Raw genomic sequence first — 23,371 nt, 5'->3', positions numbered from 1 at the left:
TTTTTATTTTTTATGATTAAGAACACCTATCAAAACCTACTGCGCGTCGCGATTTGCGGTTTCCGATGCTCACTGTGCATTCGCACAGTTCCGCGTCTCAACCACAACTCACATCCGCTCGCTACGGTTTTGTCAGGCGTTGTAAATTTATGATTAAAGTTTGCCTAATACGCCATCGTGACGGCGCCAGATCCCCAGCGGATTATCGTCGCGCAGCGACTCCGGCAGCAAGTCCTGCGGCAGGTTCTGGTAGGACACGGGACGCAGGAAACGGTTGATGGCCGCCGTGCCGACCGACGTGCTGCGCCCGTCCGAGGTGGCCGGGAACGGGCCGCCGTGCACCATCGCCGTCGACACTTCCACACCGGTCGGGAAACCGTTGGCCAGGATGCGGCCCACGCGGCGTTCCAGCACGGGCAGCAAACGGCGCGCATCAATCACGTCGCCGGCATCCATCTGCAAGGTGGCCGTCAGCTGGCCTTCCAGGCTTTCCGTAATCGCCAGCAATTGATCCATGTCACGGCACGCCACCAGCAGCGAGGCCGGACCGAAGACTTCGTCGCGCAGATCGTGCTTGCCGAGGAAAGCCTCGCCCGAAGTGACGAACAGGGCAGCGGCGCCCTTGCCTTCCTCGCCAGCGTTTTGCACCAGCGGCGTCACATCGGCGTGCTGCGCCAGGGCGGCGACGCCCTTCGCATAGCTGCTGGCGATGCCGGCCGTCAACATGGTGGCGGCCGGTGCCGGGGCCAGCGCTTCGGCGGCGGCGGCGGCAAAGGCCGTAAAGTCGGCGCCTTCCAGGCCCAGCACCAGGCCGGGATTGGTGCAGAACTGGCCCACGCCCATCGTCAGCGAAGCGGCAAAACCGCTGGCGATCGCCGCACCACGGGCAGCCAGGGCTTGCGGCAGCACGAACACGGGGTTGATGCTGCTCATTTCCGCATACACGGGGATTGGTTGCGCACGCTCGGCCGCTACCTTCATCAGGGCGATGCCGCCCGAACGCGAACCCGTAAAGCCCACCGCCTGGATGGCCGGATGGGCCACCAGGGCTTGGCCGATGCCATTGCCCGTGCCCGTCAGCAAGGCGAACACGCCTGCCGGCAGCTGGCAAATCTCGATGGCTTTGACGATGGCGCGCGCCACCAGCTCGGAGGTGCCAGGGTGGGCCGAATGCGCTTTCAACACGACAGGGCAGCCGGCCGCCAGGGCCGAGGCCGTATCGCCGCCGGCCACCGAGAAGGCCAGCGGGAAGTTACTGGCCGCAAACACGGCGACGGGGCCCAGGCCGATCATGCGCAAACGCAAATCAGGACGCGGCGGCGTGCGCTCGGGCAAAGCCGAATCGATGCGCGCATCGGTCCACGATCCTTCGCGCAGCAAGCCGGCGAACAGTTTTAACTGACCCACCGTGCGGCCACGTTCGCCTTCCAGGCGCGCGCGTGGCAAGCCGCTTTCCGTCATGGCGCGCACGATCAGCTCGTCGCCCAATTCGCCGATTTGCGCGGCGATGGTGTCGAGAAAATCGGCGCGCTGCGCATCGCTGGTGGCGCGGAAGGGGTCGAACGCGGCCTGTGCCAGGCGGCAAGCCGCGTCGATTTGCGCTACGTCCACCATGTGGAAGGCGGGCGCGATGTGCGCGCGCGCGGCCGGGTCCCACGCTTCGAAGGAGCCGCCATTGCCCTTGACGGCGACGCCGCCGATCAATGCATCACCGGTGATATTGAAACTCATAATGTGCTCACTTTCGCAAATTCGGTTGGGAAGACGTCGAGGCGGTTACGCAGGGCGGGGCCAAAGGCCGGCGCTTCGATTTCAAAGGTTTCGCCCGGCGCCACGCTCACGCCATCGGCAAAGCTTAACGTCGCTGTGCCGAAGAAGTGCACGTGCACGTCGCCAGGGCGCTTGAACAGCGGATACTTGAAATGGTGGTGTTCCAGGTTGGCAATCGTGTGCGACATATTCTCTTCGCCGCTGACAAAGGCCTTTTCCCAGCGCACCTTGCCGGCAATGTCCAGCACGCGCGAGGTACCGTCTATGTGCGCGGGCAATTCGCCCACCAGCAAGGCCGGGCCGACGCTGCACATGCGCAGCTTCGAGTGAGCCAGGTACAGATAATTCTGGCGTTCCGTCACATGGTCCGAGAACTCATTGCCGATGGCGTAGCCGACCCGGTACGGCTGGCCGTCGTCGCCGATCACGTACAGGCCGGCGATTTCCGGCTCTTCACCGCCATCGAGGGCAAAGTCCGGCATGCGCAGCGGCTGGCCGCTGGCGCGCACGATGGAGCCGTCGCCTTTATAAAACCATTCTGGCTGGGCACCGGCCGTGCCATCGGCCGGCTTGCCGCCTTCCACACCCAGGCGGAACATTTTCATGGAGTCGCTCAGGGAATCGGCATCGCCGCCGATCTTCTTGTGCATGGCGTCGCGCGCGCCGGCGCTGCCCAGGTGGGTCAGGCCCGTGCCCGTCACGTAGCAGTGCGCTTCGTCCGCATGGTCGAGCGGAGGCAACACACGCCCGGCAGCGGCCACGTCCGCATAGGAATGCGTGGTGTTGCCGACGGTGGCGTTGACCAGTTCCGCCAGGTTGACCTTCTTGCGGATGGCGTCTTGCGCCAGCGCATACGTCGTGTTGTAGCCTTCGATGACGCGGATGACGTCATCTTGCAGCAGGCCGACGAGGCGGCCGCCATGTTCATTCATAAATTGCAGCAACAGCATGGAGTTCTCCGCTTAATGTGAGTGGCGCGGCACGGCGGAACCGCGATTGCCGACCAGGAAGTCGAAATCGCAGCCTTCGTCGGCCTGCAACACGTGTTCGATGTACAGCTGCTGGTAGCCGCTCTTCGGTCCGGGCGCGCTGCCCAGTTCGCGCTTCGCCAGGCGCTCGGCGATTTCCGCGTCGCTGATGTCGATGTTCAGGCTGCCGGCGTGGCAATCGAGGGCGATCATGTCGCCATCCCTGACGATGCCCAGCGGGCCACCGGCCATCGCTTCCGGCGCCACGTGCAACACGACGGTGCCGTAGGCGGTGCCGCTCATGCGCGCATCCGAGATGCGCACCATGTCGGTGATGCCTTGCGCCAGCAGTTTCGGCGGCAAGCCCATGTTGCCCACTTCGGCCATGCCCGGATAGCCTTTCGGGCCGCAGTTCTTCATCACCAGCACGGAGTTCGCGTCCACATCGAGGTCCGGATCAAGGATGCGCGATTTGTAATGTTCAAAGTCTTCGAAGACGACGGCCTTGCCACGGTGCTGCATCAGATGCGGCGAGGCGGCCGACGGTTTCAAGACGGCGCCGCGTGGCGCCAGGTTGCCGCGCAACACGCAAATGCCGCCATCGGCCAGCAAGGGGTTGTCCAGGGTGCGCACCACTTCATCGTTGTAGATCGGCGCTTCGACGCAGTTGTCCCAGATCGACTTGCCGTTGACGGTCAGCGCATTCTTGTGCGGCAACAAATCGCCCTCGCCCAGGCGGCGTATCACGGCCGGCAAGCCGCCCGCGTAGTAAAACTCTTCCATCAGGAAACGGCCCGACGGCAGCAAGTCGACGATGGTCGGCGTGCCACGGCCGACCTTGGTCCAGTCTTCCAGGGCCAAAGGCACGCCGATGCGTCCGGCAATGGCTTTCAAATGGATCACGGCATTGGTCGAACCACCGATGGCGGCGTTGACCTTGATGGCGTTTTCAAACGCCTCGCGCGTCAGCACTTTCGACAGGCGCAGGTCTTCGTGCACCATTTCAACGATGCGAATGCCCGACATATGCGCCAGCACGTAGCGGCGCGAATCGACGGCGGGGATGGCCGCGTTGTGCGGCAAGGACGTGCCCAGCGCTTCGGCCATGCTGGCCATGGTCGAGGCCGTTCCCATGGTGTTGCAGGTACCGGCCGAGCGCGACATGCCCGATTCGGCCGACATGAACTGGTGCAAGGTGATCGATCCCGCCTTCATCTGCTCGTGCAACTGCCACACGGCGGTGCCGGAACCGATGTCCTTGCCGTTGAGTTTGCCGTTCAGCATGGGGCCGCCGCTGACGACGATGGTGGGAATGTCGACACTGGCCGCGCCCATCAGCAGCGCTGGCGTGGTCTTGTCGCAGCCAACCAGCAGCACGACGGCGTCCATCGGGTTGCCGCGGATCGATTCTTCCACATCCATCGAGGCCAGGTTGCGCGTCAGCATGGCGGTCGGGCGCAGATTCGATTCGCCGTTCGAGAAGACGGGAAATTCCACGGGGAAACCGCCCGCCTCCAGGATGCCGCGCTTGACGTGTTCGGCCAGCTGGCGGAAATGCGCATTGCAGGGAGTCAGTTCGGACCAGGTATTGCAGATGCCGATGATGGGCTTGCCGTGAAATTCGTGGTCAGGTATGCCCTGGTTTTTCATCCAGCTGCGGTACATGAAGCCATTCTTGTCCTGCGAGCCGAACCACTCGGCCGAGCGCAGGGCCACCTTCTTTTTTGTCTCAGACATGCCATTCTCCTGGTTGTGCCATGCCGGATCTAATGTCGTCGGCCCGGGCAGCGATGTTGGAATACTAAAGAATCCTGCCATGCCTTTCCAATCAATTTTTAATGCGTTCCGATATCGAAAACGATATCGGCATGCGCCAATGAAAACGCCCTGCGGGCGCATGGCGGCAGGGCGTGGGCTGTTTTGGCTGCGGTGCTTACTCGGCGGAAAACCGATATACCGTTTCCGTCTGATACACCTGGCCCGGGCGCAAGATGGTGTTCGGGAAGTGGGACTGGTTCGGCGAATCCGGGAAATGCTGGGTTTCCAGGCATAGCGCGCCACGGTAACTGTGGGCGCGCAGCTTGCCGTGCTGGCTACCGTCAAGGAAATTGCCCGAATAAAACTGCACACCGGGCTCCTGCGTGGTCACCTGCATCACCCGCCCCGAAACGGGCTCGCGCACGCTGGCGGCCAGCTTCAGCCTTTGCTCCGGCTGTTGATTGAGCACAAAGTTATGGTCGTAACCGCGCCCGATGCGGAGCTGTTCATGCGGCACATCGATGCTGTCGCCGATGGCGGTACTCTGGCGCAAGTCGAACGGCGTGCCGGTCACGTCCGCCAGTTCGCCCGTGGGTATCGATCCCGCATCAACGGGCAGGTAGCGGTCCGCGTTGATCGTCACCTCGTGGCCGAGGATACTGCCCTGCCCCGCCAGGTTGAAATAGCTGTGGTTGGTCAGGTTGATCGGTGTGGCCTGGTCCGTCACGGCGTGGTAGTGCAGGCTCAGGGCGTTGTCGTCATCCAGTTCATAGGTCAGCGTCACGTCGAGCTTGCCCGGGTAGCCATCTTCGCCGTCCGGGCTGCTGCGCGTGAACGTGATGCCCACGGCGTCAGCCTTCGTGAAAGCCTCGGCCTGCCACATCACCTGGTGAAAGCCTTGGTTTCCACCATGCAAGTGATTCGGTGCATTGTTGACAGCCAGCTGGTAATCCTTACCGTCCAGACTGAAACGTCCCTGCGCAATGCGATTGCCATAGCGGCCGATGACGGCGCCCAGGAAAGCGCTGTTGGCCAGATACGGCTCGATGCGCTCGAAACCCAGCACCACGTCGGCAAAAGTGCCGACGCGGTCCGGCACCTGGATTGCGCTGATGATGGCGCCAAAGTCCAGCACCTTCACCTGCATGCCCTGGCGGTTCGTCAGGGTATAGACCGTCACGGGCTGGCCGTCGGGCAGGATGCCGAACGGCGCTGGCGTCACTGAAACAGTATCAACTGGGGTCATGGCGTCGGGTCCGGAATGTTACAGGGTCGATGAGCGGCCAAACACGGGCATGCCTTGCGCATCCCAGCGCAGCGGCTTCACAAATGTATGGCGGTCCGGGTTCCACAGGGGGTCGCCGACGATTTCCGTGTAGGTGCGGGCATGGTACACCAGCAATACACCGTCGCCATCCTCGGCCGTGGTGAAGCTGTTGTGGCCGGGGCCGTAGATGCCGTGCTCGTAGCAGGTGGCAAACACGGGCTCGGGCGACTTCGTCCACGCCGCCGGATCGAGCAAGTCGGCCGTGTCATCGGCCCAGAGCAAGCCCATGGCGTAGTTTTCATCGGTGGCGCTGGCCGAGTAACTGATGAAGATCTTGCCATTGCGCTTCAGCACGGACGGCCCCTCGTTGACCCAGAAGCCGCGGATTTCCCAGTCGAATTCCGGTTTGCTCAGCATCACGGGCGGACCGGCCAGCTGCCACGGCGTGGCCATCGGCGCGAGGTACAGGTTGGAATTGCCTTCGATGGCCACATCTTTCTGCGCCCACAGGTAGTACAGCACGCCGTCGTGCGTAAAAGTGGTGGCGTCCAGGCAGAAGGTGTCGATGCCCGTGTCGACCTGCCCCATGAATTCCCACTCGCCTTCCATTGGGTTGGCGTTGGTATTACGGATCGCATACATGCGGTGCTGGAACAATTGATCTTTGATTTCGCGGCTCGGCGCGGCGGCGAAATACACATACCAGGCGCCCTGGTTGAAATGCAGCTCGGGCGCCCACACCAGCTCGCTGTATGGCCCCGTGTCCGGCTTGTGCCACACGTCGACCGCTGGCGCGCCGGCCAGGCCGGCGATGCTGTCGGCGCGGCGCAGTTCGATGCGGTCGTACTGGGGCACGGAAGCCGTAAAGTAATAGTAACCGTCGCTGTGGCGGTAGATATGCGGGTCGGCGCGTTGTTCGATCAGCGGTTTCAAGATGTCTGCCATGTTGCTTGCTCCATTCAATTATTCTTACGCAGCCACGTAGCCACGCTTGTGCATTTCGGTTTTCACGCCCGTGTAATAGCTGTCGCTGATGCGGTACTTGAACATCAGCAAGCCCATCAGCAAGTGAAAGAAGCCGGGGATGATCGACAGCATCAGGGCGATGCCGTTCAGGGCAAATTGCGTTTGCTCATGGTTGGGCTGATAGTCGAAGTACGACAGCAGCATGCCGACCAAAAAGCCCGCCACGGCCATGCCCGCCTTCTGGCAGACAGAGATGCCGCCAAAGGCGAAACCGGAGACGCGCTTGCCCGTCTTGACTTGACCATAATCGATGGTTTCCGCGATGGCCGACCAGAACACGGGCGCGTGCAAGTCCACCACAAAGGACAGCAGGAAATACAGGGCGAAGGCCAGCACGGTGTCGCTCGGCGTTACAAAAAAGTAGATCGCCAGGCTGATCAGCGCGACGCCGATTTGCGAGTAGCGGAACAGCTTGACCTTGCAATAAAACTTGGTGATCCAGGTCGAGGCGATCATCGCCAGGATGGCCGCCACCACGCCCGTGGTCAGAAAGGCGGCCACCGTTTCCGTGCTGCCACCCAGATAGTATTTCGCATAATAAATGGCGACGGAGCCGCGCACCACGTAGCCGACCGTGCCCGTGACGCACACACCGCACAGCACCAGCCACTGGTCGTTCTGCAGCAGCACCTTCAATTGTTCCAGCAACGATTGTTTTTCCACCACGTGCACGACGCGCTCGGTGGTGGTGAAATAGCAGAACAGGAACAGGGCCACGCCCATCACCGCCATCACGGCCATGGCCGCCTGGTAGCCGACGGCCGGGTTGCCGCCGCCCCAGCGCTGCGACAGGATCGGCACGACGATGGTCACCATGAAGGCGCCGATCTTGGCAAAGAACAGGCGGTAGCCATTGGCCGACAGGCGCTCGTGCGGATCGCTGGTCAGGCCGCTGATCAGCGAAATGTAGGGGATGCCCACGCCGGCCGTCATGATCGTCATCAGGATATACGTCGAATACGCCCAGATCAATTTGGCGTCATAGCCCCATTCCGGCGTGGTGAACACAAAAAACACGCTGACGCCGAAGGGCACGGCCAGCCACAACAGATACGGGCGGTAGCGGCCCGAGGCAAAGCTGTAGCGATCGGTGATCTGCCCCATGACCAGGTCGGCGATGGCGCCCACCACTTTGACGGCCACGAACAGCAGGGCCAGGTCCGTGGTTTTCAAGCCATAGATATCGGTATAGAAAAAGGTGATGATCAGCATCATCGACGAGATGACGACATTGAGCGCCATGTCGCCCGCGCCGAAGCCGACCTTTTCAACGGTGGATAATTTTTGCGTCTCCATGCTTTCCGTCCATTCTTTTGATGATGAATCGTGTCTGACTGCCCAACTGCAACGCAAGCGGCGCTGCCGGCCGAAACCATGGCAACGCCCTTGATTTTTTACTCTGTGATCAACTTACATTTTCCAGCGCAGCGATACACCGACTGTCCTGTCATAGCGCCGCGTATCGCGCGGATACACGCCTGCCTCGTTCCAGTAATCCTTGAACTTGGTGTCGAGCAAGTTATTGCCATCAAGGGTCACGGTGAACTGCTCGTTGATCTTGTACGACAGCGATCCGTCAAGCTGGGCCGTCGGCGCCACCTTCAAGTCCAGGCCGGGACCACCCTGGTTGTAGCTGTCGATGAATTTCGAGCGCCAGTTGTAGGCCAGGCGGCCCGACCACGCATCTTTTTCGTACAGCAACACCAGGTTGTAGGCATAGCGCGACACACCCGTGATGGCATGGCTGCCCGTCTCGTCGTCGGTGCTGCCGCTCATGTAGGTGCCGTTCGCTTGCAAGCCCAGGCCACTCAACAGGCCCGGCAAGCCGTCATAAAACTGCTGGTAGCCAATTTCCAGGCCCTGCAGCTTGCCGGCGGCCGTGTTGTACGGGCGGTCCACATCATAGGCCTTGCCGGCGATGGTTTCGCTGGCAATGCGTTGCTGGATATAGCCGTCGAACTTGTGGTGGAACACGGTTGCCGTGACGGAACCGGCCGGCGCGAAATACCATTCCAGTGCCGCATCGACATTGTCGCCCGTCACCGGTTTCAGGTTCGGATTGCCGCCCGCGCCCGTCGCCTTCACCGTTTCCGTCGAATTGACCAGGGCTACGCCCGGGTTCAGCTGTGCAAAGCCGGGGCGGCTGATGGTGCGGCCTGCGGCGAAGCGGCCCACCAGGTCGGCGCGCAGCTTGATCTTCAGGGCTACGCTGGGCAGCACGTCGGTGCTGGCCGTGTCGCTGATGACGGGCGTGTAGACGCCGTCTTGCGAACTATTGCCTTGCAGGCTTTGCTCGGTGCGCACGACGCGCACGCCCACGGTGCCATCGACGGGGTAGGCACCCAGCTTGAAGGCGATCTTCGCCTTGGTATAGATGGAATACGTCTTTTCCGTATCCTTGAAGAAGGAGCCCGGGTCCATGGCGCGCGCTGCGCTATTGCCCGTGACGGCTTGGCGGATCGTGCCCGTGTTATTGAGCAGGAAGCTGGCGCACGGCGTGTACCACTGCTTCAAGCCATAGTCGGGACCGCCGCTGGACATCGATTCCGACAGGCAATTGAGGCCGGGAATCGACGTCACGCTCTGGCGGCTGAACGGAAACGCCGCGCCGGATACGTCCGGTGCTTCCGCATTGCCCTCGAAGCTCTTGATCGATTCGGCTTCGCGTTTGACGCCGCGCACACCGACGCTGATTTCCTTGAAGAAGCCGCCGGCACTCGGCGTGTACGCCAGATCGGCGCGCAGGTCGTTCGAACTGCCCTTGTCTTCGCCGTAGCGGTCGAAAAAGCCCTTCAGATAGTAATTCGACGGGTCTTGCAAGTCGCTGCCCGTGTAGTCGACGTGCAAGGTGCCGTTCCGGTTGGTATTGATGCTGGCGTTCGGCACGACGGTAATGGCGTCGAGAATCGGGTTGCGCCAGGTATAGCTGCTTTTGGTGCTGGCCACTTCCGACGTGAAACGCCATTCCGGGTTGATATCCCACAAGCCGCCGACGGCAAATTGATGCGTCTTGGTCTGGTTCTTGTTCGCCTGCGTCGACATGATGGTGTTGACGTTGGTGGAAGTGAGCGTTTGCAGCTGGTTGCTGCCGGGAATTTTGGTGGCCGAGACGGGCGTGCCCCACCATGGCAAGCCGACGAAGTAGTCGGATTCGGCATCGAGCAGGAAACGCGTGGCCATGCCTTCGGCGTACAGTTCAACGTCGGCGTTCGGACGCCATTGCAGCACAGCATTAGCGGTGCTGCGGCGGCGGTCGCCCTTGATCGGCAACAAGCCCACCTGGTCCGGCCCCGTCAAACCCGGCGACAGGAAACTTTTGTCCACGGGGGCCGTACTGAACGCGCGTTCTTCATGGTAGCGCTGCTGCTGCTGCGACAAGCCCAGCAGCGCGCCCACTTCGCCGATGCCCGTCTTCCAGCGATTCGACAGCATGCCGCTGATGTTCGGGTCGGTGGCCTTGGATTTGTCGCTGTAGACGGCGCGCGTATTCACGCTGGCGGTCAACTCCTTGAAATCGAAGGGGCGATTCGTGCGCACGTCGATGATGCCGGCCACGCCGCCTTCGACCTGGTCCGCGCCCTGCGATTTGTACACGTCCACGCGCTGCAGCATGGTGGCGGGAATGTCGGCCAGGTTGACGTAGCGGCCCGTGGTGGTGAACAGTTCGCGGCCGTTGAGCAAGGTCGTGACATCGCGCAAGCCACGGATCATGACGGCGCTCGCTTCGCCCGAATCGCGGCGGATCTGGATGCCGGAAATGCGCGCCAGGGTTTCGGCCACGTTGTTGTCAGGGAATTTGCCGATGTCGTCGGCCACGATGGAATCGATGACCTGGTCCGAGCGCATCTTGATCTGCTGCGAATTTTGCGCCGAGCGGCGCACGCCGCTGACGGTCACCACCGACACTTCCGCCGCAGGCTCGGCATTGGCATCGGACGCCACCGCCTCCTGCGCCCAGACCGAAGCCGTGCTCAGCAGGCCGATACCGGCCAATGCCGCAACGGCTGCCTTCAAGGTGAATGGACGAGGGGAAGTGGCCGCGAGCGGGCCGGTGGCGTGGCGCATCATGAATCTCCAGATATTGTATTGATATTGTTGTACCGCTTGCATGTCGTGCGCATGCTCGGCGTTTATCTTAGGGGCTGGACGATAATCTCTCCAATCAATTTTTCCACTGTTTCGATATCAATTTTGATATCGGTGGCTGGAGGACTTTAGAGGTTGTAATGCGACAACGGCAGGGGCGTCAGGAACGTTTTCGGAAGAAACCGCACAAAAAAACGGCAGCATGGCCATCCCGGTGGAATCGGGCTGCAGGCGTTGTGGCAAGGGTGAACGTCGATCGGCACGCATTGACATGCCTGTCGCACTTGTTGATAATGACAATCATTCTCAGGCAGAGAATCATACGGGCAACGTTTTCCTGCCAGCTCCTGCCTGTCAACAGTCACTGGCGCACCTCGGCTTCTTTGAGTCGATAGCTTGCCGCCAACAGTGCCATTTCTTCGCGGCCATGGCGTCTGCGTTGCAATCCTCAGTGCGGCCATGGCATTCCCACCCTCAGTCTGAAGGACATCTAGTGAAGTTATTCAAAAGCATGCCGTTGCCTTACCATCCCCTGTACGCCGCCCTGATGGCTGCCCTGGCGGCGCCATCCGCCGTGGCGCAGCTGGCGGTGGACGGCAGCGGGACGGACGGCCAGATGCAGGCCGTGGTGGTGTCCGCCTCGCGTTCGAATATCGCGGCAGACAAGGCGCCGCAAACCGTGGTCATCATTGGCAAGGCGGAAATCGCGCGGCAGATGGCCATTTCCGGCAATTCCTCGGATGTCCTGAGCAGCGTGCTGCCGTCCTACACGCCCAGCCGCGGCAAGATGAATGGCTCGGGCGAAACCCTGCGCGGACGCACACCGCTGATCCTCGTCGACGGCGTGCCACAATCGAACCCCATGCGCCCCACGGGACGCGAAGCCCATACCATCGATTTTTCCATGGTCGAGCGCATCGAAGTGATCCAGGGCGCGAATGCCATCAATGGCCTGGGCGCCACGGGCGGCACCATCAACATCATCACGCGGCGTCCTGAAAAGGGCAGCTTCAACCAGCACATTGACATCCAGGCGACAGCGCCGACGGCGCAAACGGGCTCCGATGTGATGAATTACAAGACCAGCTACCGCCTGGATGGACGCACGGACAAGCTGGAATACCTGCTGGCCGCCTCGTACGAAGACCAGGGGCTGTATCTGGATGGCAAGGGCCGCCCTATCGGCAGCGACAATACGCAGGGCGACCTGATGGATTCGCGCACGTATGACGTGCTCGCCAAACTGGGCTATGTCATCGATGACAACCAGCGTCTGCAAGTGTCGCTCAACCGCTACAAGATCAAGTCGAAGGCCGGCTACCTGGTCGTCGCCGGCGACCGCGCCACGGGCTTGCCCAGCGTGTCGGTAAAAGGCGAGCCGCCAGGCATTGCACCGTGGAACGATGTCTGGACTTCCAGCCTCAGCTACAGCCACGCCAACCTGGCCGGCATGGAACTGTCGGCCATGGTCTTCAACCAGGAATTCGAAGGCTTGTTTGGCGCGGACAATTCCGCCACCTTTCAGGACGCCAGCATCGCTCCCGTCGGCAAGCTGTACGACCAGTCGCGCGCCGTCGCCTCCAAGTACGGCAGCAAGGTCGGCCTGAGCCGTTCGGACTTGCTCGATGGCCGCTTGAAACTGACGGTAGGCTTCGACACCCTGTTCGACAAGGGCAAGCAAGACCTGTACGCAACGGGACGCACCTATGTGCCCGAGTCCGAATACCGCAATCTGTCGCTGTTCCTGCAGGGCGAATACAAGCTGACGGGCCAGCTCACGCTGCACGCGGGCGTGCGCAAGGAAAATGCGGACCTGCAAATCGACAGCTACCAGACACTGGCCCAGTACAAACGCGTCAAGGTGACGGGCGGCAAGCTGAAATTCAATGAAACCCTGGTCAACGCCGGCCTCGTCTACACCCCGCTGCAAGACATCACAATCTTCGGCAGCTACTCCGAAGGCTTCGGCATGCCCGATATCGGCAGAGTATTGCGCTCGATCAATACGCCGGGCCTAAGCATTGCCAACATGCACAACCTGGAACCGATACTCACGAAGAGCATCGAGGTCGGTACCCGCGTGCGCAAGGGTGCGTGGGATGCGGACGCCAGCTATTTCCGCTCCGATTCGGATTTCGGCACGCGCATCGTACCCATCAATGGAGCCTTCATGATGGCGCGTGAAAAAACCCGCATCGAAGGCGTGGAAGCGAGCGTCGGCCTGCGCCTGAATGCGGCCCAGCGCGCCAAGCTCGCCTATTCCTACACCAAGGGCCGCTATGACAGCGACGAGAACGGCAGCCTGGACGCCCGCCTCGATGGCTTGAACGTGGCGCCCAACCGCCTGATCGCCACCTGGTCGGCCGACTGGAACGCCCAGCTGAAAACCTTCGTGCAAGCACAGCACGCCTTCCGCCAATCGTTCGACGACCCGGCCAAGGATTTCAGCGGCTACACGCTGGTCGATGCCACGGCCAGCTACCGCCTGCCCAAGGGCGAGCTGCGCCTGGCGGTGGCCAACCTGTTCGACCGCGACTACATCACGTATTACTCGCAAAGCGCGCTGGTCGAGCCCAAACGCTACTTCGCCGGACGGGGACGCACCTTGTCGCTCGGCTACTCCTTGCGCTTCTAAGCGGCACGCATGATGACGCGCGCGCGCTCCAGAGTCACCGGCATCGTCGCCCCGGCACGCATGCTGCTGCGCGTGACAGGCGCCGTGGCAGGTGGCTACGCCGTCACGGCGCTGGGCGTGACGGCGGCCGGCGCCGTGCTGGCGCGCCTGGGCATGGCCCGTTCGGAAGCGGTCGTGCTGGCGGCGATGCTGGGCTTTGTCGTGTATTTGCTGCTGTTGCTATGGGGCTTTAGCGTGCCGTCGCTGGCACGCCTGTGGCTGCGCCTGGGCGCCAGCGCCGCGGTGCTGGCCATCCTGATTTATCTGATCACCTAGGAAGCGGCCGCATGGAACGCACGTTTGGCAAATCCATGGTCTGGCTGCACAGCTGGGCCGGCGTCATCCTGGGCAGCGTGCTGTTCGCCATTTTCTGGATGGGCACCCTGAGCGTCTTCGACGCCGAAATCGACCGCTGGATGATGCCGCAAACGCGGCTGGCGCCCGCCACGCAACCGCTCTCCCTCGACCGCATCGCCCGCGCCGTGCTGCCGGCCGTGCCGGCCGGCGCCAGCCAGTGGCGCGTCGACCTGCCCACGCCACGCGAACCGACATTGGGGTTTTCCTATCGCCTCGGCAAAAACAGCGTGGCGCACCAGCTCGATCCCGCCGGCCATGCCTTTATCCCTGACCAGGGAACGGCAGGGGGATCAGGCTTTATCTTTCCATTTCACTACAGCCTGCACCTGACATGGCTGGACCTGGGCAAATGGCTGGTGGGACTGGCGGCGATGGCGATGCTGGTGCTGCTCGTTTCCGGCGTCGTCATCCACAAGAAAATCGTCGCGCAATTCTTCACGTTTCGCCCCCGCAAGCGCCTGCAGCGCAGCGCGCTGGACCTACATAACTTGAGCGGCCTGGCGGCGCTGCCGTTTCATTTCCTGATCACCTTGTCCGGATTGATCATTTTCATCACGATCTACTTTCCGCAGGCGCACGAAGCCACGTACGGACGCGGCGAACAGGCCAAGAGCGCCTTCATGGCGCAAGCGTATGGTCGCTTCAAGCGCCCCAAAACGGGACAGCCCGGCACGCTGACGTCGATCGACGCCATGGCCAGGCTGGCCGAACGCGAATGGCATGGCGGACAGCCGTATTTCATGCGCGTCTGGCACCCGGGCGACGCCAACAGCTACGTCGAGCTGCGCCGTTCGTATACGAGCGATATCACGATGAACCTGGACCAATTGTATTTTGACGCCGGCACGGGCGCGCTGCTGCAGCGTTTCCAGGCCGCGCCCGTGATGACGGCGCAGCGTGTCATGTCCGGCCTGCATTTCATCCGCTTCAACCACTGGACCTTGCGCTGGCTGTACTTCCTGGGCGGCCTGTCCGGCTGCCTGCTGATCGCCACGGGCTACCTGTTCTGGCTGGAGGGACGCCGCGCGCGGCACGCCAGGCAAGGGCTGCACGGCGTGCGCGTGGTGGAGGGACTGGCCATCGGCAGCGTGACGGGCATCATGCTGGCCACGCTGGCCTTTTTTGTTGCCAACCGCCTGTTGCCGCTCGACGCCGCCATGGCCGGCATGCCGCGTGCCAGCCTGGAAATGGCGGCCTTCTATGCGGTCTGGGTCGCCGCCTTCCTGCACGCCTGGCTGCGCGCCGGCCATGCCTGGCGCGAACAGGCCTGGCTGATAGCCGCCATGGCGCTGCTGGCAGTGCTGCTGAACTGGCTGACCACGGGCGACCATCCCCTCCACGCGCTGGCCATGGGCCAGCATGCCGTGGCCGGCATGGACCTACTGCTGCTGGCGACGGCCGTGCTGGCCGCAGCCAGCGCACGCCGCCTGGGCCGCAAGGCGGGGAAAGGCTCACATGCTTGAACTGTCTATGACCTGCGCTGCCGCAGCAGGCATCTACCTGGCGTTTGCCTTGCTTGCGCTATCACAAGAAGAACATTGGGCAGCGAGCGTCGGCACGCACCCCGCCGCGCCCTCGGCACGGCTGCGCCACCGCTGGCGCTACGCTGCCGGCACCGCCCTGGCGCTGGCCGGCGCACTGTGCGTGGCGGGTCACGGCATCGGCTTTGGCCTGTTGCTGTGGGTACTGATGATGGGTGCCGGCATCATGGCCGTGGCCTTCACGCTCAGCTGGAAGCCCCATTGGCTGCGCGGCATCGCGCAAGGCGCAGGCAAATGCACGCCACGCTGAGACCAGCGATACGGTTAAACCAATAGAGGAAATGACACAGGGAAAATCTTGGTGCGGCTGGCGGGGATCGAACCCACGACCCTTGGCTTCGGAGGCCAATACTCTATCCACTGAGCTACAGCCGCGTAGGGGGAATTTCTGAAGTGATGCGAAGGATACCGTTTTTCTTTACCTACGTCTACGGAAACTGTCGTATCGCTGGCAATTGCATGTCGCTGCTCAATTTTTGTGCCTATAATTGTGGGTTTCACAAAGGTTTACATCCAAGCATGTAAAAATGCTACCTTACACGGCCATCAGTTTCAAATCTGGACTAAGGACATCATGAGCGACGCACATAACGAACAACAATCAGCGATCAAAACGCCTAAACAATTGCTTGCCGCCGTAGCTGGCTTCTTCCTCCTCACCGTCATCGGCATCATCCTGCTGGTGCAGTTCGTCACGGCGCAAAAACTGACGGGCGCCGGGACGGACAGCCAGTCGCCGGAAGCCATTGCCGAGCGCCTGAGCCCCGTGGCCAACGCCGGCTTTACCTTCAAGGATGCCAGCGGTCCGAAAGTGCTGCAAAGCGGCGAAGCCGTCTACACGGCCACCTGCGTGGCTTGCCATGGCGCCGGCATGGCCGGCGCACCGAAGTTTGGTGATGCGGGTAGCTGGTCGGCCCGCCTGGCCCAGGGTTACGATACGGTCCTGAAACACGCCATCGAAGGCTTGCGCGCGATGCCGGCCAAGGGCGGCAATCCCGACCTCGACGATGTAGAAGTGGCGCGCGCCGTCGTCTACATTGCCAACGCTTCGGGCGGCAAGTTCAAGGAACCGGAAGTGCCGGCACCGGCCGCAGCCGCTGACGGCGCTGCCGCACCAGCGCAAGAAGCCACGAAATAAGCGCGATGCCGCTTCAGGCGGCGCGTTGCAACGGCCCCAAGGTTGCTTCAGATGTGAAAAAGCCGCCCGGTTCAAACTGAACCGGGCGGCTTTTTTAATGTCCGTGCGCGGCGCGCTACAGCTTGAATGCGCCGATGATCTGTTCGAGCTTGGCCGTCTGCTCCTGCATCGAATGGGCTGCCGCTGCCGCCTGCTCCACCAGCGCCGCATTTTGCTGAGTGGTGTCGTCGAGCTGAACGATGGCCTGGTTGACCTGGCCGATGCCCGTTTCCTGCTCCTGGCTGGCCAGCAGGATCTCGCCGATGATGTTGGCAACCTTGTCGGTGCCGGCGACGATCTCGTGCATGGTGGCGCCAGCCTGGTCGACCAGTTTGGTACCGGCGTTGACGTTGTGCACCGATTCAACGATCAGCGCACCGATCTCCTTGGCCGCCGTGGCCGAGCGGTGCGCCAGGTTGCGTACCTCGGACGCCACCACGGCAAAGCCGCGGCCCTGTTCGCCGGCCCGGGCCGCCTCGACGGCCGCGTTCAACGCCAGGATGTTGGTCTGGAACGCGATCCCGTCAATGACGCTGATAATGTCGGCGATTTTCTTCGACGAGTGTTCGATCGCGCCCATCGTCTCGACCACCTGCGTCACCACCGCGCCGCCCCGCGCCGCCACCTTCGAGGCGTCCAGTGCCAGCCGGTTGGCCTCCTTGCCGCTGCTGACGTTCTGCCTGACGGTGCCGGTCAACTCCTCCATCGACGCGGCGGTCTGCTCGAGCGCGCTGGCCTGGCTTTCGGTGCGTGCCGACAGATCCTGGTTGCCGCTGGCGATTTCACGCGAGGCGAGCGCGATCGACGCCGTGCTGGTGCCGATTTCGCGCATCATCTGCTGCAGCCGTTCGATGAAGGCGTTGAAGCTGCCGGCCACATCGTTGAACTCGCTGCCGCCGCCGCCCGGCAGGCGCCGCGTCAGGTCGGCGTCGCCGGCCGACAGCGCATCGATATTGCTCTTGAGTACGCCCAGGCGTCCCATGAACAGGCGGATGCTGCCGATGAACATGGCCAGCAACAGCAAGGCAATGGGGATCTGCACCATGCCCAGCTTGCTCAAGATGCGGTCGCTTTGCTCGGTCAGCTGGCGGGTCGGCAAACCGGTCGCCAGCACCCACGGACTGCCCGGTATCGCCTTCAGGAACAGCGTGTGGGGCGTGCCATCGCTGCGATACTCCGATTCGGCCACGCCCTGCGCATCGAGCTTGGGCAGCAGGAGGCCGATGGCCGCCACCATCGGCGAACTGGACGCCAGATCCTCGACTTTCTTGAGTACGATCTCATCCTTGATATACGTACTGTTGCTGATGATCTTGCCGTCGCGTTCGACGATCAGGATCTGGCCGTGGATCGTTTTCTCCATGTCGGCCACCAGGCGGTTGAAAAAGCCCAGCGTGACATCGATGGTGGATACGCCGTACAACTCGTTGTCCTTATAGATCGGCATGGCGCAGTTGGTGCGCGGCTGCGCACTGGCGTCGTCCTTGTAAGCCTTGGCCCAGTCACAATGCCCCTTGGCAGACTTGAGCCCGCCCAGATACCAGCTCTGCTCGAAGTACTTCAACGACTCCGGCGAGTTCCAGTGGGTGTTGATGACCAGTTTATTGGCGCCATCGCGGGCGAAAAAGGTGCTGAACTTGTCGCGCTCGGGATCGCGCTTTTTCGGCAGCGGCCAGATGCCGCCGCCAAACACATTCGGGTCGGAATACTGGTCGACCAGTCCCGGCAGCAGGACGTCGATCGCGGCGCTGTCCATCAGCGCCACCGTCTGGGTGATGCTGCGCTGCTGCGCCTCGACCTGTCGCAACTGCTCGGTAATCCTGGTAGAAATTTTGCTGACGTCAAAACCGACCACCATGCCCTCGGTGCGTTTCAAATCCGGCGTGACGAAAAAATGGATGACGGCCAGGGTCATGACCAGCAACACCACAAAAACAAGACTGAACAGGGTGATAAAACGGGCTTGGCTGGTACGAAATATGTCTCTCACAATGTTTCCTTTTTGATGACATACGGGGCGCTACACAGGTTTATTCTTGTTTTCATCCAGATATAGGCGCTTCAAACTTCGTTGTCAACGAGCAAGAAAAATCCCCCCTAGTCGCGCAACACTTCCCTCATTCTGCTCAGCTTGCTTTCGCAGTAGCGCGGCCATGTCGGGCGCAAAAAAACCGCCCGGCTTGCGCGGGGCGGCTGGTAACTTATGCCTTGAACAGCCGTCTTACCACATGATGACGCGGTCTTTCGGTGGCAGATACATCTTGTCGCCCGGTTTCACGTCGAAGGCCTGGTAGAAGCCGGGCTGGTTGCGCATGGTGCCGTTGGCGCGGAACTGGCCTGGCGAATGCGGGTCCGTTTTCAGCAAGACCAGTTGCTGCGCTTCACGCATCTTCATGCGCCAGACCTGGGCAAAGCCCGCATAGAAGCGCTGTTCGCCCGTGAAACCGTCGATAACGGGGGCTTTCTTGCCGTTCAGCGACAATTTGTACGCTTTGTAGGCAATCGCCACGCCGGAATTGTCGGCGATGTTCTCGCCCAAGGTCAGTTCGCCGTTGACGAAGTGGCCCTTGACGGGGCTGAAGCTGTTGTACTGCGCCACCAGTTGCTTGGTTTTCTTGGCGAAGTTTTTATGGTCGGCCTTGGTCCACCAGTCGCGCAGATTGCCGTCGCCGTCGTACTGGGCGCCCTGGTCGTCGAAGCCGTGGCTGATTTCATGACCGATCACGCCGCCGATGGCGCCATAGTTGACGGCGTCGTCCGCGTTGGCGTCAAAGAACGGCGCTTGCAAGATGGCGGCCGGGAAGACGATCTCGTTCAGTTCCGGGTTGTAATAGGCGTTCACGGTCTGTGGCGTCATGCCCCACTCGTCGCGGTCGATAGGCTGGCCCAGCTTGTTCAATTCGCGGTTGTAGTTGAGCAGGTGCGAACGCTGGATGTTGCCGATCAAATCGTCCGGCGCCACCGTCAGGCCCGAGTAATCGCGCCATTTGTTCGGATAGCCGATCTTGGTGGTGAACTTGGCCAGTTTAATTTGCGCCTGTTTCTTGGTGACGGGGCTCATCCAGTCGAGCTTGTCGATGCTTTGCTGGTAGGCCGTCATCAGGTTTTTCACCAGCGCTTCCATGCGCACCTTGCGTTCGGCGGGGAAATATTGCTCCACGTACAACTGGCCCACGGCTTCGCCCAGCGCGCCTTCGACGGCGCCCACGCCACGTTTCCAGCGCGGACGCATTTCCGTCACGCCCGTCAGGGTGGTGCCGTAAAACGCGAAGTTTTCATCGACATACGCTTTCGGCAGGTAGCCGGCATTGGCGTGCAGCAAGTGCCACTGGAAGTACGCTTTCCAAGTCGCCAGCGGCGTCTTGTTGGCGATCTCGGCAAAACCTTTCAGGTAGCTGGGCTGGCTGACGATTACATAATTGACCTTGCCGGCGATGCCCGTGTCCTTCAGGTAGCGGGCCCAGTCGTAGCCTGGCGCCATGGCGGCCAGTTTTGCCAGCTCCACCTTGTTGTAGGTCTTGACGGGGTCGCGGTTCTGCACATTGCTCCATTGCGCCTTGGCCAGATCCGTTTCCAGCGCGAGGATAGCCTTGGCGTTGGCAGCAGCATTCGCGTCGCCAGCCAGGCTGAGCATTTTTTCCACGTGGGCCAGGTATTTGGTGCGCGTGTCGGCCTTGCCCGCTTCCAGGTAGTAATCGCGGTCAGGCAAGCCCAGGCCGCTTTGCACGATGTCGGCCACGTATTTGGTGGAATCCTTGGCGTCCTGGTGGATGCCGAAGTCGTACGGCGAGGTCACGCCCAGCTTGCTGAAATGGGCGATGACGGCAGGCAACTCCGCCTTGTCCTGCAGCGCGGCAATCTTCGCCAGCTCCGCGTTCAAGGGTGTCAGGCCCAGGCTTTCCAGCTTGGCTTCATCCATGAAACTGTTATAAAAATCACCGATTTTCTGGGCATTCGAACCGGCGGCGCGGGCCTTGTCGGCGCTAGCGCCTTCGACGATGCCGCGCAGCTGCGTTTGCGTATCGTCGGCCAGCTTGGCAAAGCTGCCCCAGCTCGACTTGTCGGCAGGAATGACGGTTTCTGCCAGCCATTTGCCATTCAGGTGCTGGAACAGGTCGTCCTGCGCGCGCACGGCAGGGTCGACGTATTCGACAGCGATCCCGGACGTCAGCGCGGCGGCGGCGACGGCCGTGGCGGGAGCGGCTTTCTTGGCCGTATCAGCGGCGCCAGCCATGCCGGACACGCCGGCCAGCAAACTCAGGGTCAATGCACTTAACAAATAACGATTCACGGTTGTCCTCTATATTATATTGTGTGGAATATAAGGGTCAGAAGGCCCAGGGCTTCTGGCCCGGTTTTTGACTGTAGCATACCGGCCGAAACGACAGAAAGAACTTTGGCAGGAATACAAAAAAGACCACGCAAGTGGTCCTTTCTGTTGTGACAAGATAACGTTTACATGGCGTAGGTCGGCTTAGCCCGGAGGGCGTAAGCCGACAATATGGTGAGCGCCATCGGTGTATCGGATGACGCTTACCAGATGATGACGCGGTTTTCCGGCGCCACATACATCTTGTCACCCGGTTTCACGCCAAACGCTTCATAAAAACCTGGCTGGTTGACCATGGTGCCATTCGCGCGGTACTGGCCCGGCGAATGGGGATCGGTCTTGATTTGCACGATCTGCTGCGCTTCGCGCATCTTGCTGCGCCACACCTGGCCAAAGCCCATGTAGAAGCGCTGGTCGCCCGTCAAGCCATCGAGCACGGGCGCCGGCTTGCCGCCCAGCGAGATCTTGTAGGCTTTATAGGCAATCGCCACGCCCGAGTTGTCGGCGATGTTCTCGCCCAGGGTCAGCGCGCCATTGACGTGGTAGCCAGGCAATGGGCTGTAGCCATCGTATTGCTTGGTCAGCGCATCGGCCTTGGCGGCGAAGTTCTTGCGGTCGGCCGGGGTCCACCAGTCGCGCAGGTTGCCGTCGCCATCGGACTGGCTGCCCTTGTCATCGAAGCCGTGGCTGATTTCATGGCCGATGACGGCGCCGATGGCGCCATAGTTGACGGCGTCGTCCGCGTTGGCGTCGAAGAACGGCGGCTGCAGGATGGACGCGGGGAAGACGATTTCATTCATCGTCGAGCTGTAATAGGCGTTCACCGTCTGCGGCGTCATGCCCCACTCTTCGCGGTCGATCGGTTTGCCCAGCTTGGCCACCTGGCGGGCGGAACCAAAGTTGGCGGCGCGCATCATGTTGCCCACCAGGTCGCCCTGGACGATTTGCAGCTTCGTGTAATCGCGCCATTTGTTCGGATACGCGATCTTCGGCGTGAACTTGGCCAGCTTGGCTTGCGCTTCTTTCTTGGTCTCCGGGCTCATCCAGTCCAGCGTGTCGATGCTGTCCTTGTAGGCGGCCAGCACGTTCTTCACCAGTTCCTGCATGTGCACCTTGCGCTCTGCCGGGAAATATTGCGCGACATATAGTTTGCCCACCGCTTCACCCAGCACGCCTTCGACGGCGCCTACGCCACGCTTCCAGCGCGGCTGGTTTTCCGTCACGCCGCTGAGTACCGTGCCGTAGAAGGCAAAGCTTTCATCGACGAAGTTTTTCGACAAATAGCTGGCGTAGCTGCGCAGCAGCTGCCATTCGAAGTACGCTTTCAGGGTGTCCAGATCGGTGCTAGCCAGCACCTTGTTGTAGCCGGCCAGGTAGCTCGGCTGGTTGACGATGACATAATCGACCTTGTTGGCGATGCCCAGGGCAGCCAGGCCGGACTTCAGGTCATAGCCGGGGGTCAGGTCATTGAGCTTGTTGATGTCGGTCTTGTTGTAGCGTTTCACGGGGTCGCGGTTCTCGACCTTGGTCCATTGCGCTTCGGCCAGCGATGTTTCCAGAGCCACTACCGCCTTGGCGTGCGCGGCGGCGTTCTTGTCGCCGGCCATGGCCAGCATCTTTTCCACGTGCGCCTGGTATTTTTCTTTCACGCCAGCTTGCTTGGCTTCCAGATAGTAGTCGCGGTCAGGCATGCCCAGGCCGCTTTGGCTGACATAGGCGGCGTATTTGGTGGAGGCGCGGGCATCCTGGCCCACGTAGACGGCGTACGGGGTTGACACGCCCGTCTGGCTCAGGTGGGCGATCAGGGCGGGCACGCCCTTCTTGTCGCGCAGCGAACGGATGCGGTTCAGTTCGCCGGCCAGCGGCTTCGTGCCCAGCGCATCGAGTTTGGCTTCATCCATGTAGCTGGCGTACAGGTCGCTGATTTTCTGTGCTTCGGAACCGGCCTTCTTGTGCTTGTCCTGTTGCGTGGCTTCGATGATGCCGCGCAACTGTGGCGTGGTGTCATCGCGCAGCTTGGCGAACGAACCCCAGCTCGACTTGTCGGCAGGAATCTCGGCCGTGGCCAGCCACTTGCCGTTCAAATGGGTGAAAAAGTCGTCCTGCACGCGTACGGCAGGGTCGATGTACTGCACGTCGATGCCAGAAACGACGCCAGCGGCGGCAGGCGCGGAAGGTGCGACACTGGGCGCCACGGTCGGGGCGGCCACGGCGGATGCGGGTTCGGCGGCATGGGCAAACGCAGCCAACAGGGTCAGGGTCAGACTGCTCAAGAGATAGCGATTCACGGATTGTCCTTATGGGGCATGTCAAAAAAGACCGGGCAGATAGCTGCGGGCGGATAGCCCGCCGCGCCAGGCGCTGCAGGAATGTAGCACGCGAGCATGCCATTTGGCCATCCTTGCCCCCCGGTTGCC

The 23,371-nt window shown here is 61.6% G+C and carries 15 protein-coding genes and 1 tRNA gene; 5 read left to right on the top strand and 11 right to left on the bottom strand.

The window, feature by feature from the left end:
• Nucleotides 1-153: 153 nt before the first annotated feature.
• From CNX70_RS02275 to CNX70_RS02245, 7 genes are all read right to left on the bottom strand, one after another.
• Complete coding sequence (locus tag CNX70_RS02275; protein WP_096233135.1) at nucleotides 154-1,731, bottom strand: aldehyde dehydrogenase (NADP(+)); 1,578 nt, start codon at nucleotides 1,729-1,731, stop codon at nucleotides 154-156.
• Nucleotides 1,728-2,720: an AraD1 family protein gene (araD1, locus tag CNX70_RS02270; protein ID WP_096233133.1), complete on the bottom strand. Its 993-nt coding sequence runs from the start codon at nucleotides 2,718-2,720 to the stop codon at nucleotides 1,728-1,730. Before araD1 ends, CNX70_RS02275 begins: the two co-directional genes overlap by 4 nt.
• Before the next feature lie 12 nt (nucleotides 2,721-2,732).
• Entirely contained in the window at nucleotides 2,733-4,475 is a 1,743-nt protein-coding gene (locus CNX70_RS02265) for an IlvD/Edd family dehydratase (protein WP_096233131.1), read from the bottom strand.
• A 196-nt stretch (nucleotides 4,476-4,671) separates the two neighbouring features.
• On the bottom strand, nucleotides 4,672-5,742 hold the full coding sequence (locus CNX70_RS02260; RefSeq protein ID WP_096233129.1) for an aldose epimerase family protein: 1,071 nt from the start codon (nucleotides 5,740-5,742) through the stop codon (nucleotides 4,672-4,674).
• A gap of 18 nt (nucleotides 5,743-5,760) precedes the next feature.
• The gene (locus tag CNX70_RS02255; protein WP_096233127.1) at nucleotides 5,761-6,708 is read right to left on the bottom strand and encodes a glycoside hydrolase family 43 protein; all 948 of its coding nucleotides are present in this window, start codon (nucleotides 6,706-6,708) and stop codon (nucleotides 5,761-5,763) included.
• Between the two features lie 24 nt (nucleotides 6,709-6,732).
• Nucleotides 6,733-8,085 (bottom strand): MFS transporter, encoded by a 1,353-nt coding sequence (locus tag CNX70_RS02250; protein WP_096233125.1) that lies wholly within the window; start codon nucleotides 8,083-8,085, stop codon nucleotides 6,733-6,735.
• A 114-nt stretch (nucleotides 8,086-8,199) separates the two neighbouring features.
• Nucleotides 8,200-10,857: a TonB-dependent receptor gene (locus CNX70_RS02245; protein ID WP_096233123.1), complete on the bottom strand. Its 2,658-nt coding sequence runs from the start codon at nucleotides 10,855-10,857 to the stop codon at nucleotides 8,200-8,202.
• Nucleotides 10,858-11,368: 511 nt separating this feature from the next.
• Between CNX70_RS02245 and CNX70_RS02240 the strand changes: the two genes are divergently transcribed.
• The 4 genes from CNX70_RS02240 to CNX70_RS02225 are packed head-to-tail and all read left to right on the top strand — an operon-like array spanning nucleotide 11,369 to nucleotide 15,697.
• The gene (locus tag CNX70_RS02240; RefSeq protein WP_244199007.1) at nucleotides 11,369-13,510 is read left to right on the top strand and encodes a TonB-dependent receptor; all 2,142 of its coding nucleotides are present in this window, start codon (nucleotides 11,369-11,371) and stop codon (nucleotides 13,508-13,510) included.
• A 9-nt stretch (nucleotides 13,511-13,519) separates the two neighbouring features.
• Nucleotides 13,520-13,825, top strand: a complete 306-nt coding sequence (locus CNX70_RS02235; protein WP_157750879.1) for a hypothetical protein — start codon at nucleotides 13,520-13,522, stop codon at nucleotides 13,823-13,825.
• Nucleotides 13,826-13,836: 11 nt separating this feature from the next.
• The gene (locus CNX70_RS02230; protein WP_096233119.1) at nucleotides 13,837-15,369 is read left to right on the top strand and encodes a PepSY-associated TM helix domain-containing protein; all 1,533 of its coding nucleotides are present in this window, start codon (nucleotides 13,837-13,839) and stop codon (nucleotides 15,367-15,369) included.
• On the top strand, nucleotides 15,362-15,697 hold the full coding sequence (locus tag CNX70_RS02225) for a DUF3325 domain-containing protein (RefSeq protein ID WP_157750878.1): 336 nt from the start codon (nucleotides 15,362-15,364) through the stop codon (nucleotides 15,695-15,697). The genes CNX70_RS02230 and CNX70_RS02225 overlap by 8 nt, the downstream gene beginning before the upstream one ends.
• 49 nt (nucleotides 15,698-15,746) lie before the next feature.
• On the opposite strand, the gene CNX70_RS02220 is transcribed toward CNX70_RS02225, so the two are convergent.
• Nucleotides 15,747-15,822, bottom strand: a tRNA-Arg gene (locus tag CNX70_RS02220).
• A 199-nt stretch (nucleotides 15,823-16,021) separates the two neighbouring features.
• Here CNX70_RS02220 and CNX70_RS02215 point away from each other — a divergent pair.
• On the top strand, nucleotides 16,022-16,585 hold the full coding sequence (locus CNX70_RS02215; protein WP_096233115.1) for a c-type cytochrome: 564 nt from the start codon (nucleotides 16,022-16,024) through the stop codon (nucleotides 16,583-16,585).
• A gap of 115 nt (nucleotides 16,586-16,700) precedes the next feature.
• Here CNX70_RS02215 and CNX70_RS02210 read toward each other — a convergent pair whose 3' ends face one another.
• From CNX70_RS02210 to CNX70_RS02200, 3 genes are all read right to left on the bottom strand, one after another.
• Nucleotides 16,701-18,605 (bottom strand): methyl-accepting chemotaxis protein, encoded by a 1,905-nt coding sequence (locus tag CNX70_RS02210; protein ID WP_096238235.1) that lies wholly within the window; start codon nucleotides 18,603-18,605, stop codon nucleotides 16,701-16,703.
• Nucleotides 18,606-18,845: 240 nt separating this feature from the next.
• Nucleotides 18,846-20,915 carry a M13 family metallopeptidase gene (locus CNX70_RS02205; RefSeq protein ID WP_096233113.1) on the bottom strand — a complete coding sequence of 690 codons (2,070 nt, stop codon included), beginning with the start codon at nucleotides 20,913-20,915 and terminating at the stop codon, nucleotides 18,846-18,848.
• 242 nt (nucleotides 20,916-21,157) lie between these two features.
• On the bottom strand, nucleotides 21,158-23,242 hold the full coding sequence (locus CNX70_RS02200; protein ID WP_096233111.1) for a M13 family metallopeptidase: 2,085 nt from the start codon (nucleotides 23,240-23,242) through the stop codon (nucleotides 21,158-21,160).
• Between the last annotated feature and the right edge of the window lie 129 nt (nucleotides 23,243-23,371).

The organism is Janthinobacterium svalbardense, assembly GCF_002327145.1.
Taxonomy (GTDB): domain Bacteria; phylum Pseudomonadota; class Gammaproteobacteria; order Burkholderiales; family Burkholderiaceae_D; genus Janthinobacterium; species Janthinobacterium tructae.
Note: the sequence above shows the minus strand (reverse complement) of the source record. Positions and strands in the feature narration are given on the sequence as shown.

Coding starts and splice junctions, on each gene's coding strand:
- CNX70_RS02275 (WP_096233135.1), bottom strand. CDS start 1,731: ATGAGTTTCAATATCACCGGTGATGCATTGATCGGCGGCGTCGCCGTC.
- araD1 (WP_096233133.1), bottom strand. CDS start 2,720: ATGCTGTTGCTGCAATTTATGAATGAACATGGCGGCCGCCTCGTCGGC.
- CNX70_RS02265 (WP_096233131.1), bottom strand. CDS start 4,475: ATGTCTGAGACAAAAAAGAAGGTGGCCCTGCGCTCGGCCGAGTGGTTC.
- CNX70_RS02260 (WP_096233129.1), bottom strand. CDS start 5,742: ATGACCCCAGTTGATACTGTTTCAGTGACGCCAGCGCCGTTCGGCATC.
- CNX70_RS02255 (WP_096233127.1), bottom strand. CDS start 6,708: ATGGCAGACATCTTGAAACCGCTGATCGAACAACGCGCCGACCCGCAT.
- CNX70_RS02250 (WP_096233125.1), bottom strand. CDS start 8,085: ATGGAGACGCAAAAATTATCCACCGTTGAAAAGGTCGGCTTCGGCGCG.
- CNX70_RS02245 (WP_096233123.1), bottom strand. CDS start 10,857: ATGATGCGCCACGCCACCGGCCCGCTCGCGGCCACTTCCCCTCGTCCA.
- CNX70_RS02235 (WP_157750879.1), top strand. CDS start 13,520: ATGATGACGCGCGCGCGCTCCAGAGTCACCGGCATCGTCGCCCCGGCA.
- CNX70_RS02230 (WP_096233119.1), top strand. CDS start 13,837: ATGGAACGCACGTTTGGCAAATCCATGGTCTGGCTGCACAGCTGGGCC.
- CNX70_RS02225 (WP_157750878.1), top strand. CDS start 15,362: ATGCTTGAACTGTCTATGACCTGCGCTGCCGCAGCAGGCATCTACCTG.
- CNX70_RS02215 (WP_096233115.1), top strand. CDS start 16,022: ATGAGCGACGCACATAACGAACAACAATCAGCGATCAAAACGCCTAAA.